15 protein-coding genes are annotated in these 14,629 nt (G+C 66.1%); 6 read left to right on the plus strand and 9 right to left on the minus strand.

All coding sequences use genetic code 11. The annotated features are described in order from the left end of the window. On the minus strand, nt 1-641 hold a 641-nt coding region (locus F3J17_RS33060), incomplete at its 3' end, for an urea transporter (protein WP_167069593.1). A 193-nt stretch (nt 642-834) separates the two neighbouring features. Here F3J17_RS33060 and F3J17_RS33065 point away from each other — a divergent pair. Further along, complete coding sequence (locus tag F3J17_RS33065; RefSeq protein ID WP_167069595.1) at nt 835-1,389, plus strand: putative glycolipid-binding domain-containing protein; 555 nt, start codon at nt 835-837, stop codon at nt 1,387-1,389. Here the strand turns inward: F3J17_RS33065 and F3J17_RS33070 are convergent, their stop codons facing one another. After that, nucleotides 1,390-2,241: a mechanosensitive ion channel family protein gene (locus tag F3J17_RS33070; RefSeq protein WP_167069597.1), complete on the minus strand. Its 852-nt coding sequence runs from the start codon at nt 2,239-2,241 to the stop codon at nt 1,390-1,392. It lies immediately after the preceding gene. A 116-nt stretch (nt 2,242-2,357) separates the two neighbouring features. Further along, nucleotides 2,358-3,167 carry a trans-aconitate 2-methyltransferase gene (gene tam / locus F3J17_RS33075; RefSeq protein WP_167069599.1) on the minus strand — a complete coding sequence of 270 codons (810 nt, stop codon included), beginning with the start codon at nt 3,165-3,167 and terminating at the stop codon, nt 2,358-2,360. Between the two features lie 111 nt (nt 3,168-3,278). Here tam and F3J17_RS33080 point away from each other — a divergent pair, with 111 nt between their 5' ends. Further along, nucleotides 3,279-4,175 carry a LysR family transcriptional regulator gene (locus F3J17_RS33080; RefSeq protein ID WP_167069601.1) on the plus strand — a complete coding sequence of 299 codons (897 nt, stop codon included), beginning with the start codon at nt 3,279-3,281 and terminating at the stop codon, nt 4,173-4,175. 33 nt (nt 4,176-4,208) lie between these two features. Here the strand turns inward: F3J17_RS33080 and F3J17_RS33085 are convergent, their stop codons facing one another. Next, nucleotides 4,209-4,760 carry a GNAT family N-acetyltransferase gene (locus F3J17_RS33085; protein ID WP_167069603.1) on the minus strand — a complete coding sequence of 184 codons (552 nt, stop codon included), beginning with the start codon at nt 4,758-4,760 and terminating at the stop codon, nt 4,209-4,211. Nucleotides 4,761-4,885: 125 nt separating this feature from the next. Then, nucleotides 4,886-5,788 carry a DMT family transporter gene (locus F3J17_RS33090; RefSeq protein ID WP_167069605.1) on the minus strand — a complete coding sequence of 301 codons (903 nt, stop codon included), beginning with the start codon at nt 5,786-5,788 and terminating at the stop codon, nt 4,886-4,888. Nucleotides 5,789-5,988: 200 nt separating this feature from the next. On the opposite strand from F3J17_RS33090, the gene F3J17_RS33095 reads away from it, so the two are divergent. Next, nucleotides 5,989-7,371, plus strand: a complete 1,383-nt coding sequence (locus tag F3J17_RS33095) for a PLP-dependent aminotransferase family protein (protein WP_167069659.1) — start codon at nt 5,989-5,991, stop codon at nt 7,369-7,371. 16 nt (nt 7,372-7,387) lie between these two features. On the opposite strand, the gene F3J17_RS33100 is transcribed toward F3J17_RS33095, so the two are convergent. After that, nucleotides 7,388-8,914, minus strand: a complete 1,527-nt coding sequence (locus F3J17_RS33100; protein WP_167069607.1) for an MDR family MFS transporter — start codon at nt 8,912-8,914, stop codon at nt 7,388-7,390. A gap of 117 nt (nt 8,915-9,031) precedes the next feature. On the opposite strand from F3J17_RS33100, the gene F3J17_RS33105 reads away from it, so the two are divergent. From F3J17_RS33105 to F3J17_RS33115, 3 genes are all read left to right on the plus strand, one after another. Further along, nucleotides 9,032-9,724: a TetR/AcrR family transcriptional regulator gene (locus tag F3J17_RS33105; RefSeq protein ID WP_167069609.1), complete on the plus strand. Its 693-nt coding sequence runs from the start codon at nt 9,032-9,034 to the stop codon at nt 9,722-9,724. 117 nt (nt 9,725-9,841) lie between these two features. After that, the gene (locus F3J17_RS33110; protein ID WP_345891282.1) at nt 9,842-11,338 is read left to right on the plus strand and encodes a deoxyribodipyrimidine photo-lyase; all 1,497 of its coding nucleotides are present in this window, start codon (nt 9,842-9,844) and stop codon (nt 11,336-11,338) included. A gap of 232 nt (nt 11,339-11,570) precedes the next feature. Continuing rightward, nucleotides 11,571-11,981 (plus strand): response regulator, encoded by a 411-nt coding sequence (locus tag F3J17_RS33115; RefSeq protein WP_240161245.1) that lies wholly within the window; start codon nt 11,571-11,573, stop codon nt 11,979-11,981. A gap of 148 nt (nt 11,982-12,129) precedes the next feature. Here the strand turns inward: F3J17_RS33115 and F3J17_RS33120 are convergent, their stop codons facing one another. The 3 genes from F3J17_RS33120 to F3J17_RS33130 all read right to left on the minus strand — a co-directional run bounded on the left by F3J17_RS33120 (nt 12,130) and on the right by F3J17_RS33130 (nt 14,570). Further along, a complete protein-coding gene (locus F3J17_RS33120; RefSeq protein WP_167069611.1) occupies nt 12,130-12,768 on the minus strand; it encodes a Fur family transcriptional regulator in 639 nt (212 codons plus the stop codon). 75 nt (nt 12,769-12,843) lie between these two features. Continuing rightward, nucleotides 12,844-13,470 carry a glutathione S-transferase family protein gene (locus F3J17_RS33125; RefSeq protein WP_167069613.1) on the minus strand — a complete coding sequence of 209 codons (627 nt, stop codon included), beginning with the start codon at nt 13,468-13,470 and terminating at the stop codon, nt 12,844-12,846. 152 nt (nt 13,471-13,622) lie between these two features. Beyond that, nucleotides 13,623-14,570, minus strand: coding sequence for a phosphoribosyltransferase (locus F3J17_RS33130; protein WP_167069615.1), 948 nt, complete (start codon nt 14,568-14,570; stop codon nt 13,623-13,625). Nucleotides 14,571-14,629 lie beyond the last annotated feature (59 nt).

Genomic DNA, 14,629 nt, shown 5'->3' on the forward strand with positions numbered 1-14,629 from the left:
TCGCCCAGCGCGTAAGCCGCCGCCCGCCGCGACGACCACGCGATACCCGCGAGCAGCACCATGCCCGGCAGCGTGCCGGAAGCGAAGACGGTCTGCGCCAGGCCGCTCATCAGGCCCGAAAACGCTTGTGCTGCATCCAGCGCGGCGGGTAACGGGGAAACCGCGGTGGCGGTGCGTTCGCCGCCCGCGCCCAACGCCATCCAGAGCCACGTCGCCGCCAGACACGGCGCCGAATACACCGCCAGGCGCGCGCGGCCCCAAAGATGCACGAGCGGCGTCCCCAGCCATGCGCTGAACGCCGCAGCCAGCAGCGCGAGGGCGAAGGCCGTGGCGGTATCGGCGGCGAAGGTGAAGGCCGCGAGGCCCGCGAGCGCACCGTTGAAGCCCGCCAGGCCGTCGCGGATCGCGTCGAATGGCGCGCGCCCCAGTAGCGCACAGACGTTGGCGGCGGTCGCGCCGATCAGCGCCGCGCAGGCCAGCCGCAGGTCGCAGAGCGCCAGCGCGGCGAGCACGCATGCGCCCGTGCCCGCGTGCCTTTGCAGGACGATCTGGCCGAGACTGCGCAGCAGCGTGCGCAAGGGCTCGGCGAGACTGGCCGCGGAATCGAGGGAAATGGCGCGAACGGTCGCGTGGGATGACATGGTGGGGCGAAAACGAAGGGAACGAACAAACGATCAAACGCGAAGAACAAGCGGCACGCGCCGCTTCGCGAGCATAGGCGAAGCGCGCCGTCCTGCGCGCGCGCAGACGTAATAGTCGCTATTTGCGGGGCTGCTACGATGAACGCCTGATCCGCCGCATTGCTGTTCAACACATTCAGCACGGAGACGCACCATGCGCGAAGTACGTTGGGCTTCGGAGGAAGGCGAGGGCATCGAGCATCTGGCATTCGATGCGAGCGGCGGCGCGATCCGCGTGGAAAGCGTGGTTGTCGGGCAGCGTTACGGCAAGGCGTACGGCCTTTGCTACACGGTGCACTGCGATCCGCATTGGCGCGTGACCTACGCGGCGTTTCGCGTGATGGGCGGCGCGAGTTTCGTTATGCACAGCGACGGCCAGGGCCACTGGCGCGACGGCGAGGGCCACGCACTCGACGCCATCGAAGGCTGCATCGATATCGACCTCGCGGCCACGCCATTCACCAACACGCTGCCGATTCGCCGCCTGGGTCTCGCGCGCGGCGAGCGTCGTCCGATCGAAGTAGCCTATATTGCCGCGCCGGAACTCGGGGCCACGCGCGTCGCCCAGGCGTACGTGTGCATCGAGCCGGATCGCGAATACCGCTACGAAGGCATTTTTCGCGACTTCACCGCGGATCTGAAGATCGACGCGGATGGTCTGGTGATCGACTATCCAACGCTGTTCCGTCGCTTGGCAACGACCGCGTGATCAAGGCGTTGGCTGCGCGGCAGGCTCGCCGCTTTGCACGATATGCAGTTCGCGCGTGCGCAGCGGCAGCGCGAAATGCGCGTCATTGAGCGTCTGGCGCACCTGACGCGAGAGTTCCCAACGCATTTCCCAGAACGTATCGATATTGGCCCAGACGCGAATATTCAGCACTGCGATGCTATCGTCGAAGCGCGTCACCATGACTTGCGGCGCGGGCGCGGCCAGCACGCGCGGATCGGCGGCAGCGAGTGCGCGTAATGCGTCAATCGCGCGATTCACATCGTCGCGCACCGAGACTTCCACTTCCAGATCCAGACGGCGCGTGGGATTGCGGCTGTAATTGCGGATCGAATTGCTCCACAGCGCGCTGTTCGGCACGTATTCGCAGATGCCGTCGGGCTTGGTGAGGCGCGTGGTGAAGAGATTGACTTCCTCGACGGTGCCCGCGACATTGGTGCCGCCATCGATATAGTCGCCCACCTTGAAGGGGCGCAGCAGCAGCAACATGATGCCGGCGGCGATGTTTTGCAGCGTGCCTTGCAACGCAAGACCGATGGCGAGACCCGCCGCGCCCAGCACCGCGACGATGCTCGCAGTCTGAATGCCGATCTGCGAAAGCGCGCCGACAATCGCGATCAGACGCACGCCCCATACGGCGCTGTCGCGCACGATGGGCCGCAGCGTGGCGTCGATGCTGCCCTGACGCGAGAGCCAGTTGCCCGCGCGCCGCGCGATCCACCAGCCAAGCCACAGAATCGCCACAGCCGCGCACAGGCGCAGCGCGAAGGCGGTGAGCGCGTCCCACAGGAAACTCCAGTTGGACGGATGAACGTGCACGAGTAGCGATTGCATGGGGCGATGATCCTCGAAATAAGCGTGCGGGCCGGTGTGCGACCGGCTCGCGGGAGGACCTATTTTAAGGGCGTGTGCGCCCCAGATGCGTTCGCTAACGTTGCGCCGGGTTCAGCTCAGGCTTTCGTGGCGACGATGAAAAGGCGCGGGAACGGCAACAGCACGGTGCCATCGGCCAGGGCGGGATAGGCCTGCGCGATGGCTTCGCGATAGCGCGCCGTGAAAGCCGCACGCTCCTCGTCATTGCCGAGCGCGGCGAGGAAAGGCCGCAGGGCGCTGCCCTTGAACCATTCCACGACGGCGTCGGCTCCGCCTGCGAGTGCGTGATAGTAGGTCGTGCGCCACACGTCGACGCGCGAGCAGAGCGGCGCGAGCAGCGCGTAATAGTGGCGCGCATCGTAGCGTTCGGTGCGTGCAGTGTTCGCCAGGCGGCTTGCCCACGGCCCGTTTGCGGCGATCTCGCGCAGCAACCGGTGTGCGGGTTCGTCGAGATTGTCGGGCATCTGGATGGCGAGATGACCGCCGGGAGCAAGACGCCGCACGAGCTGCGGAAATAGCGTGTCGTGATCGGGCAACCATTGCAGCACGGCATTCGCCAGCATCAGATCGTAGTGCGGCGCTTCGTCTTGCGCGGATGCGCTCCATTGCGCGATATCGGCGAGCGTGAAGTCGATCTGCGGCAGCCGTTGGCGCGCGGCGTCCAGCATATCCGCCGATGCGTCGAGACCGCTTATATGGGCTTCAGGCACGCGCGCAATCAAGCGTTCGGTGGAGTTGCCCGGCCCGCAGCCGATATCGATCGCATGGGTCACCGGCGTGGCAGGTACGGCGGCGAGCAGATCGCGCACGGGCCGCGTGCGCTCGCTTTCGAACTGTACGTACTGCTTTGCGTAGCCGTCGCCACGTGTGAGGTTGCTGTTCTCCATCGCGTTCTCCTGTTGCGTGCTGCGCCGTGGGGTAGGGGGAATGCGCGTATTCTGGTCGCCGGGCGGAAATCAGTAAAATGAAATAAATTGACGGATTGATGCCAATTTCTAATGAAAATCGACACACTCGGCGTACAGGCATTCGTGGCCATCGCGGAAGGCGGCAGCTTCCGGCAAGCGGCGCAGGAGCTCAATGTCACGCAAACAGCCATCACGCAGCGGCTGCGCAAGCTCGAATCGTATCTTGGCGTGGTGCTGGTCGAGCGCACCACGCGCCATTGCGCGCTCACGGAAATCGGCGAGCGCTTTTTGCCGCAGGCGCGCCGTCTGTTAGGCGAACTGGCCGATGCCCTCACGGAAATCCGCGAGACCGGCATGAGCCAGCGCGGCGACGTGTCGATTGCCTGTGTGCCAACGGTCGGCGTGCAGTATCTGCCGCGCGTGCTGCGGCGCTTTTCGGCGAGCCGTCCGCATGATCGCGTGCGGATTCTCGATCATGCGTCCGCGCATGTGCGCGCGGCGGTGCTCAGGCGTGAGGCGGAATTCGGCATTGGCGTGGCGGGCGAGCAGCATCCCGAGTTGACGAGCGTGCCGCTCACCACCGATCCCTATGTGCTGGTGTGCCGCGACGATCATCCGCTGGCGAAGCGGCGGCGCGTGAAGTGGTCGGCGCTAGGCGCACACGCGCTGATTTTCGCGGGCGAAGTGAGCGCGAATCGCGGCTTGCTGGATGTCGCGCTCGAAACCAATGGCGTGAATCTGCGCGCGTTTTACGAGGTGCAGCGCAGTTCGACGGCGCTTGGACTGGTCGCGGAAGGGCTGGGCGCGGCGGTGGTGCCGCGGCTCGCGGTGCAGAAGGATGTGTTCCCGATGGTGCGCGTGATCGAACTGATCGAGCCCGATGTGTCGCGCACCTTGGTATTGCTCACGCGCAAGGCCGCGCATCTTTCGCCTGCGGCACAGGCGCTCTATGACATGTTGCTGGATCAGGCACAGATGCCGCGCTAGACGGGCGACGTATCTAGCAAGGCATGCCTGGCTTCAATCGATCGGCACGCTTTGCGCCCCTTCACCCAGCGTACGCTGCATCAGCGCCGTGTCGCGCCAGGCGCCGTGCTTGAACCCGACCGATCGCAGCGTGCCCACCGGCTCGAAGCCCAGACTCGCGTGCAGTGCGAGCGATCCGCCTTGCGGGTCGGCGATCACGGCGATCATTTGACGCCAGGGGCCCGCTTCGCAACGCTCGATCAGCGCGGCTAGCAAGGTGCGACCCAAGCCACGCCCGCGAAACGCTTCGTCGATATAGATCGAATCTTCGACCGTAAAGCGGTAGGCCGGACGCGGCCGATACGGCGTGGCGTAACAGTAGCCCGCCACGCATCCATCGATTTCCGCGACGATCCACGGCAAGCCGTGTTCGCGTACAGCGGCGTGACGGCGCAGCATTTCGTCGAGCGAAGGCGGCGTTTCTTCGAACGACGCCGTGCCGTACTGCACGTGATGGGCGTAAATCGCGGCGATGGCGGGGAAGTCTGCGGGCGTGGCGTCGCGCAACAGCGGCGCGGCAATGGGCGGTGCGTTCATGATCGGCATGCGGATTCAATGTGCCGCGCAAGCGGCGCGGCGCTCGCATCCACTATGCCTTGCGGGCGGCCCGAAATGAAGCGCGTCAAAAATCCGGCGCAGGCATTGGCGTTTGAATCCTATCTGCTATGCATTCAACCCGCACGCGCCGGAGCGGGCGTAGCGCGCCCGAAGCGCCGCGCCCCCGCCACGCAGGCGATCACGACCGCCGTGACGGCGAGCATCGCGGGCGGCACTGCCTCATGGAGCAGCAGCGCGGCAAGCACGAAGCCGAAGAACGGCTGCAGCAACTGCAACTGGCCGACGCCCGCGATCCCGCCAAGCGCCAGGCCGCGATACCAGAACACGAAGCCGATCAACATGCTGAAAAGCGACACATAGGCGAGTCCCCACCACGACGCAGCGCTCACGGACGCGAACGAAACCGGCATGAACCAGCCCGCGAGCGGCGCCATCACCGGCAACGAAATCACCAGCGCCCAGCAGATCACCTGCCAGCCGCCGAGCCGGCGCGAAAGCCGCGCGCCTTCCGCATAGCCCAGCCCGCAGACGACGATGGCGGCGAGCATCAGCGCATCGCCGATGGGCGAGGCGTCCGCGCCGTGGCGCAGCGCGAACGCGACGACGGCGGCGCTCCCAATCGCCGAAAACAGCCAGAACACGGGCTGCGGGCGCTCGCCGCCGCGCAGCACGCCGAACAACGCCGTCGAAAGCGGCAGCAGGCCGACGAAGACGATCGCATGCGCCGAACTCACATGCCGCAGCGCGAGCGCCGTGAGCAGCGGGAAACCCACCACCACGCCCAGCGCCACGATCACGAGCGGCCAGAGTTCGCGCCGTTCGGGCCACGCGGCGCGGAAGAGCACCAGTAGCAGCGCGCCGAGTGCGCCTGCCAGCGTGGCGCGCGCGCCGGTCAGAAAGAGCGGATCGAGGCCGAGCACGGCCAGCCGCGTGGCGGGCAGCGAGCCGCTGAAGATCAGCACGCCGGCGAGACCGCAGAGCCAGCCATCGGTAGTGGTATCGAGGGATTTGCGCATGAATTCGACGAGAGAGTAAGCGTTAAGCCATTCGACCGATCATGCGCGCGTGGGGACAAACCGGTAAGCTAAGCATCAGTACAATTTCGACAAACTGTATTGGATACGGAGCAGTACAGATGGAGGACACGCTTCGCGCGCCGAGCGCAACGAAAGTCAGCAGCGCAGCCGCAGCACCGCTAACCCGCGTCGAACAGGTGATGGAGGCCGTGCGCGAGCGCATTGCGACGCGCGCGCTGGCGGCCGGGGCGCGCGTGCCGTCGATCCGCGTCATGAGCGAGCAGATGGGCGTGTCGAAGTCGACCGTGGTGGAGGCGTACGAACGGCTGGTCGCCGAAGGCGCCCTGGCGGCGCGGCGTGGCTCCGGCTTTTTCGTGGCGGGACATGGCGCTGCATTGACGCGCGGCCTTGCCGGCATGCACGGAACGCCCGGCCCAAAGATCGACCGCGAAATCGATCCGCTCTGGCTCACGCGCCAGTCGCTCGAAACCGATGCGCGCGCGCTGCGTCCCGGCTGCGGCTGGTTGCCCGCCGCGTGGCTGCCGCAGGATGCGGTGCGGCGTGCGCTGCGCGCCATCGCCCGCGACCCGCGCGCGCAACTCACCGATTACGCCACGCCGCTGGGCCTGCCCGCGCTGCGCCATCAGCTGGCGTGGCGGCTTGGCCAGCATGGCATCGACGCCGCGCCGGAGCAGATCGTCCTGACTGATGGTGGCAGCCAGGCGCTCGACATCCTGTGCCGCTTCCTGCTCGAACCCGGCGATGTCGTGGTCGTCGACGATCCGTGCTACTTCAATTTCCAGGCGCTGCTACGCGTGCATCGCGTGCAGATCGTGAGCGTGCCCTATACGCCCACCGGGCCCGATCTGGCCGCGTTCGAGCGCGTGCTCAAGGAACATCGGCCGCGCTTGTACGTGACGAATTCGGCGATCCACAATCCGACCGGCGCGACGCTCGCGCCCGCGATTGCGCACCGGTTGCTCAAGCTCGCCGAGGAGCACGATCTTCTGATCGTCGAAGACGATATTTTCGCCGACTTCGAGACTGATCCCGCGCCGCGTCTCGCCGCCTTCGACGGCCTCGCGCGCGTGGTGGCGATCGGCAGTTTTTCGAAGACCATGACGGCGGCCGCGCGTTGCGGCTATATCGCGGCGCGCGCGGACTGGGTCGAACCGCTCGTCGATCTCAAGCTTTCGGTGTCGTTCGGCAATGGGGAACTGGCGGCCGATCTGGTGCAGCGTCTGCTGGTGGACGGCACCTATCGGCGTTATCTGGATGGGCTGCGCGCGCAGCTTGCCGATGCGATGGGCGAGACACTGCGTCGTCTCGCGTCGGCGGGACTTACGGCCTGGACGCGGCCGCAGGCGGGCATGTTGTTGTGGGCTCAACTACCCGATGGGCTCGACGCGGCGCAGGTCGCGCGCGAGGCGCTCGTCGATGGGGTGGTGCTGGCGCCGGGGAACGTGTTTAGCGTGTCGCGCAATGCGGCCAGTTTTCTGCGCTTCAATGCTTCGCAGTGCAACCGGCCAAAAGTCTACGAAACCTTGCAGCGCGCGATGGAGCGCGCTGCAACGCCTGCGTGAGTGTGGTCTGGATGTTTCAGTGATGCGTACGCAACGGCGCATTGCGCATCAACCAGGACAGCGCAAAGGCCAGCACGACCACGCACGCCGCCGAGAGATAAACCGTATGCAGCGCGCCCGCGAACGCATCGAGATATTGCGCGTGCAGCGCGGGCGGCAGATGGCGAATCACTTCAGGCGTGAGCGGCTGGGGCAGTTCGACATCGGCGCTGATCAAGGCGGCCAGCCGCGTATGCAGGCCGTGCGAAAACACCGCGCCGAACGCCGCCACGCCCACCGAGCCGCCAATCGAGCGGAACAGCGTCGCGCCCGAAGTCGCCACGCCCATATGGCGGAATTCCACCGTGTTCTGCACGGCCAGAATCAGCACCTGCATCACCATGCCCAGCCCGCAGCCGAGCAGGCCCATGTACAGATACATCTGCGTGATCGGCGTGGAGATTTCCAGCCGCGCGAGCAGCATCATCGCCGCGGCCACGCATGCGGTGCCCAGGATCGGGAACATGCGGTACTTGCCGATCTTGCTGATGATGCGTCCGGCGACCATCGACATGACCAGTACGCCGCCCATCATCGGCAACATCTGCACGCCGGCCTGCGAAGGCGTCGAGCCCTTCACGACCTGCAAATAGAGCGGCAGGAACGTCACCGACCCAAACAGCGACACGCCGACGATAAAGCCGATCAGGCTCGACAGCACGAAGGTGCGCTCGCGAAACAGCGCCAACGGCATGATGGGCTCGACCGCGTGCTTTTCCTCGTGGATGAAGCCCGCGACGGCCACCACGCCCATCAGCAAGGTCAGCCAGAGTTGCGGCGAATTCCACGGCAGCAGCGATCCGCCCTCGCTCGTGAAGAGGATCAGGCAGGTGAGCGCGGCGGCCAGCCAGCCCGCGCCCAAATAGTCGATCACGTGCTTGACCTGCTCGACGCGCGGCTTGAACACCGCGCCGATCACCACCAGCGCGAGCGCGCCCAGCGGCAGGTTGATGTAGAAAATCCAGCGCCACGACAGATGCTCGACCAGAAAGCCGCCGAGCAGCGGACCGACCACGGTCGCGAGGCCGAACACGCCGCCGAACATGCCTTGGTACTTGCCGCGCTGCGCAGGCGGAATGACGTCGCCGACAGCGGCCATCGTCACGACCATGAGGCCGCCGCCGCCGATGCCCTGCAGTGCGCGCAGCGCGATCAGCTGGGGCATGTTCTGCGCGACGCCGCACAGCGCGGATCCGACCAGGAAAATCACGATGGCCGTCTGCAGCACGATCTTGCGGCCGAACAGGTCGCCGAACTTGCCGTACAGCGGTACGACGATGGTGGAGGTGAGCAGGTAAGCGGTCACGACCCACGAGAGCCGGTCGAGCCCGCCCAGTTCGCCGACGATGGTGGGCAGGGCGGTCGACACGATGGTCTGGTCGAGCGCGGCCAGCAGCATGACGAGCAGCAGCGCGGGGAACAGCAGACGCAGCGGCGGGTGCGCCGACGCCGCGGGACCGGATTCCGTGTTAACGGAGAGCGCGGTTTGCGTGGGGGATGGCATCGGGGAATCTCCAGCCTTGGGAAGCCTTGAAGGCATCGCGGATCTTGAAATTAATTAACTCGACGATTAATATTAGGATAATTCCTGTTGCCGGTCAAAGCCAGAAAAAGTAACGAGATGAAAGAGTCGAACGAATCGAAGGAAACGCAGGGGCGCGCGACGTCGGACAAGCCCGTCGCACGCCGTCCGGGACGCCCGAGCGGCGCTGCGCGCGGGGTCGAGCAGCGCGAGCGCCTGATTGCCGCAGCGCTGACGCTGTTCGCGCGTCAGGGCATCCTGGACACCACGCTCGGCGCGATTGCGCGCGAGGCGGGCGTCACGTCCGCGATGGTCCACTATTATTTCAAGACACGTGACCAGTTGATCGATGTCCTGATCGACGAGCGTTTCCTGCCGCAGCGCGCCGCGTTTGGCGGCTGCTTCGAGGCGCATCCCGACGATCCTGTCGCCGCGCTGACGGCGCTCACGCGGCGTTTTGTTGAAGTCGGCGAGGCCAATCCGTGGTTTGCGCCGTTGTGGGTGCGCGAGGTCATCAGCGAAGGCGGGCTGCTGCGTCAGCGTATGCACGAGCGCTTCGGGCAGGCGCAGCAGCACCGTGTCCACGAGGCCATCGTGCGCTGGCAGCGCGAAGGCAAGCTCAACCCGGCGCTGGAGCCGTCGCTGCTGTTCCAGTCGCTGCTCGGGCTGACGCTGCTGCCGCTTGCCACCGCGCCGGTCTGGCGCAAGGATGTGGTGCCGCGCAACGTCGGTGCGGAGGAAATTGCCCGCCACGCCGTCGCGCTCATCACGCAAGGCATACGGCCTGCTTAAGCCTCGTCGTATCGCGTGGTACGCTGCGCCTCGCAATTAGAGACCGCCGCGAGGCCGCCGCGCGGCATCACCATCGTCGAGGTCCGTCTGTCTCCGAAAAAATCCGCTTCCGCTCCCGTGATCGTCTGGTTTCGCGACGATCTGCGTCTTGCCGACCAGCCCGCGCTCGCGCACGCGGCCGCCACGGGCCAGCCCCTGATCTGCCTGTATATCCACGATGAACAGGCGGCGGGTGAACGACCGCCCGGCGCGGCGATGCGCTGGTGGCTGCACGGCTCGCTCAAGGCGCTCGACGCGTCGCTGCACGAGCACGGCGGCCGGCTGCTGATCGTGGCCGGCGCGCAGGACGAAGTGCTCGATGCGGTCATCGCTGCGAGCGGCGCAACCGGCGTGTTCTGGAACCGACGCTATGGCGGAAAGGCGCGTGAGGCCGATGCGGCGCTCAAGGCGCGTCTGCGCGACGACGGCCTGACGGTCGAAAGCTTTAACGGCACGCTGCTGCATGAGCCGTGGACGGTGCTCAACCAGTCGGGCGAGCCCTTCCAGGTTTATACGGCGTTCTGGCGCGCTTGCCGCCGCGCGGGCGATCCGCCGCCGCCCGAACCCGCGCCGGAACGGATGATTTTTCAACGTCTACCGGCAGGACTTACCCAAATGGCATCGAAACTCGACGATCTGGGTTTCGAGCCGAAGAAGCCCGACTGGGCGGGCGGCATGCGCGACGCGTGGGCGGCGGGCGAAGAGGCCGCGCTGGAACGCCTGCGCGCATTCCTGCACGGCGACCTCGAAGCCTATGCCGAAGAACGCGACGACCCGAGCGTCGCCGCCACCAGCCGTCTTTCGCCTTATCTGGCGGTGGGGGCGCTGTCGCCGCGCCAGGCATTTGCGGCCCTGAAGGCGGCGCAGCACGGCAAGCACGGCGGTTCGCCCACGCGCCGCGAGACCAGCGCCGAAAAATTCCTCAGCGAACTGGGCTGGCGGGAGTTCTGTTACTACCAGCGTTTTCACTGGCCCGATCTCGCCGAACGCAATCTGCGCGCGGCTTTCGACGCGATGCCTTGGCGCCGCGACGCCAAAGGGCTGCGCGCATGGCAGCGCGGTCTGACGGGGTATCCGCTCGTCGATGCCGGGATGCGCGAGCTTTGGCACACGGGCTGGATGCATAATCGCGTGCGCATGGTGGTGGCGTCCTTTGTCGCCAAGCATCTGCTGGTGGACTGGCGCGAGGGCGAGGCGTGGTTCTGGGACACCCTGGTGGACGCCGATGGCGCGAGCAATCCGGCCAACTGGCAGTGGGTGGCGGGCTCGGGCATGGATGCGGCGCCGTATTTCCGCATTTTCAATCCCGTGTTGCAGGGCCAGAAGTTCGACCCGCGCGGCATCTACGTGCGGCAATGGGTGCCGGAACTCGCGGGCCTGCCCGACAAGTTCATCCATCAGCCGTGGAAGGCCAGCGAGGCGCAACTGGAAGAAGCCGGTGTGCGCCTGGGCACCGACTATCCGCTGCCGGTGGTCGAGCATGATATGGCGCGCCAGCGGGCGCTTGAAGCGTTCGCCAAGACCGGCAAGGGCAAGAATCCGCCCGCTGCGGCCGAGCGCAAGACGAAGCAATAAATCGACAAAAAAGGGCCGCGTGGCTGTCATCGGCGTGACGTCGGCGGCGGTTATCGTGCGCGCGGCTGAACGCACGGCATCAATATTGCTCTAATGGAGCGCCCGGGCATGAATGGGCGCATTCGCAGCGTCGAATTCGCGCCTTGCCCGGTCGGGTTGCCAGATGCGAACCGCGCCGCCTGCCAGGCCGCGCGGCAAGCCAAACAGACAGAACGGCATTCAAGCAAACACAATGAACGCAGTACACAAGCTCGACCAGACGACCATCGTGCTGGTCGAAGACGACCCGCAAAGCCGGGATTCCCTCACCTCGCTGCTGGAGGCGGAAGGAGCCCGGGTCGTTGCGGTGGAGGACGCCGAAACCGGCGTCGAAGCAGCCCTCAGCCTGCTCCCCGATGCAGTGGTCTGCGATCTCGATCTGCCCGCGATGGACGGTTTTTACCTCATCCAGCGCCTGCGCGATCACGAGATTCGCGGCGATCACGCACCGGCGGTTGCGGTAGCGCTCACCGGCCATACCGACGAAAGCTGGCGCTTGCGCAGCATCGGCGAGGGCTTCCAGCACTTCATGACCAAGCCGGCCAAGCCGGAGGCGCTGGTCGCGTTGCTCAGCGACGCGATCGACGCTCGCCAGTCGTCCTGAGGTTTTGACGGAGCGCGGCGGCGCTCGGGTTTCAAGCGTCGTCGCATTTGCGCCATTCGCGCGCGGCCCGTGAGCCGCGCGGGGAATTCGCAACCGTCTCGGGCCGATTCAGCCCTCAAATCGCGGTGGTTTTCAGGCGTGCAAGGATTTACGAATGCGCGGCGGCTTTCGCGCCTTCGGCGCTGGCCTGCTCGTTCGCCTGGCATTGCGCGCAGACGCCCTTGAGTTCGATGCCATCGCCCGAAAGACGATAGCCCGCGGCTTCGATCTGCGAGACCAGCGCCTGGCGCAGCTTCGGCTCGTGCAGTTCTGTGACGTTGCCGCACTGCTGGCAGACCACCAGAATGCCGTGCTGGCATTGCGTGAGATCGTGGCAGACCGCGAATGCGTTGATCGATTCGATGCGGTGAATCAGCCCCGCCGACAGCAAAAAGTCCAGCGCGCGATACACCGTGGGCGGCGCCGATCCCGGGTGGATCTGGCGCATTTCGTCGAGCAGGGAATACGCCTTGGTCGCGCGGCCTGAAGCAAGCAGCAGCTCGAGCACCTTGCGGCGGATCGGCGTGAGCTTTTCGCCGCGCTCGCGGCAGTAGGCTTCGGCCATCTCAAGTGCGCTTTCGAGCGATGCGCCGCCCGCTGCGAAATGGCCGTGCGCGTGATCGTGACCGTGAGCGTGTCCATGATCGTGCGCTTCGTGGGCGTGATCATGAGCGTGTGCAGGGTCGTGCGGCGCTGCATGGTCCGCATGCAGTGCCGCAGTGTCCGGGGACGGTTTTGCTGTCTTCATCCTGCGATTATACGGGGCGTGCCGCACGCGCGCCTGGCGTCGACGGCGCGCCCGCATGGGCGCCCGGCGCGTGCTTCAGGTGAGCGGCAGGTCGATGTACTTGCGAAAGCCCTGGCGCTGCGCCAGCCGCTGATACCAGCGATCGAGATTGGGCAGCGTGGGGCGCTCGACGCCTTCGAGACCGTACCAGCGCCGCGCAAACGAGCCCAGCACGATATCGGCGAGCGAAAAGCGCTCGTTCTCCAGGAAGAAGCGGCCTTGCAGATGCTGGTCGAGCAGCGTCCACAGCGTGGCCGTATTGGCCAGATCGGCTTCGATCTTCGCGGCGTCGCGCTGATCGGCGGGCGTGCGCACGAGCGCGAGAAAGAGCGGACGCTCGGCGGGCGCGAGCGTGCCGATCGACCAGTCGAGCCAGCGGTCGATGCCGGCGCGCACCTTCGGCTCGTTCGGATACAGCAGGCTCGACGGGCCGTATTGCATCGCCAGATAACGCAGGATCGAATTCGATTCCCACAGCACGAAGTTGCCGTCCTGGAGGGTCGGCACCTTGCCGTTCGGGTTCATGGCCAGAAAGGCCGGCTCTTCGAGTTGGCCAAACTTGCCGCCCGCGTCGATGCGCTCGAACGGCAGGCCGAGTTCGTCGCAACACCACAGCACTTTCTGGACGTTGACCGAGTTGGCGCGTCCCCAGATCTTGATCATCCGGTGCACTCTCCTTTGCAGCTAAAAGGGCAGGTAGGGACCGCAACGATACACGCAACGGTCCCTGATTTGGCGCGCGTTGTTGATCGCGGTGATTGCGTTGATCGCGAGGCCGGGCAAGCGATCTTCACAGAATAGACGCTACAGCGCCCTCAACCCCAGGCCGAAGCGCCGATCATCGTGCCCGCACGCGCCTGCGCGTTCCACCAGATCACGCGCAGCAGCGGTGCTTGCTGGGCGATATAGATGGCCTGCACCGGATCGCTTTCGATGAAATGCGTCACGCCGCAGCGCACGGCGGCGGCGGCCTTGTGGGCGGCGGCGCCCGAGGGCGTGTCGTCGTGCTCGCCCGGTGCGCGCATGATCAGTTCCAGATGGCCGAAACCGTGGCGGTCGAGCCACGCCTGGGTGCGCTCGCGATCGACTTCGGGGCGGCCCGTGATGATCGCGCGGGCGCGCTTGATGTCGATATCGGGAATGCGGTCGAGCGGCAGCAGCGCGTCGCGTTCGGCGAGCGCGGCTTCGAGATCCTCGTCGTAGCGCGCGAGCGCGATGTCGGGCAGCAGAATGCCGTCCAGGTCGATCGCGTAGACCGTGTATTCGTGGTCGTCGGCCATGCGGGTGCCTTCGCGCGTGCCTTCCTTGACCCAGTCGGCGCGATAACGGTCGGTGTAAGCCTGGCGCTCCCACGGGAACAGCGCGAAGTAGCCGCTGGCGTCGATCGAGTAGTCGGGACGCAGGCGGCTCAGGTCGTCGTAAGCGCCCGTGAGCGTGCGCACCACCAGACCGTGTTCGCGCAGGAAGGCGATGCAGTCGACCAGCGTATGGCCGCGGCCCGCGATGTCCTCGCACAGCAGCACCTTCGCGCCCGGTTCCGGCATCGGCAGCGTGGAGTCCCAGCGCACTTCGCGGGTCTCGCGCGTGTAGCGCAGGAAGGCGACGCTCGCGCCGGTCGCATGCGAGACCATCAGCGCGAGCGGCGCACCGCCGCGCAGGATGCCGACGACGACGTCGAATTCCTCTTCGACCAGCAACGGCTGCAGCGATTCGACCCAATGGTCGAGCTGTTCATAAGTGAGCGGGACGACGGGTTTGTTCATTTGATGGCAAATGCAGCACGAAGACGGTCAGTTACGCGACGCTCACAGATGTGTCAGCG

Source organism: Burkholderia sp. Ax-1719 (assembly GCF_011753055.1).
In the GTDB taxonomy this organism is placed as follows: Bacteria; Pseudomonadota; Gammaproteobacteria; order Burkholderiales; family Burkholderiaceae; genus Paraburkholderia.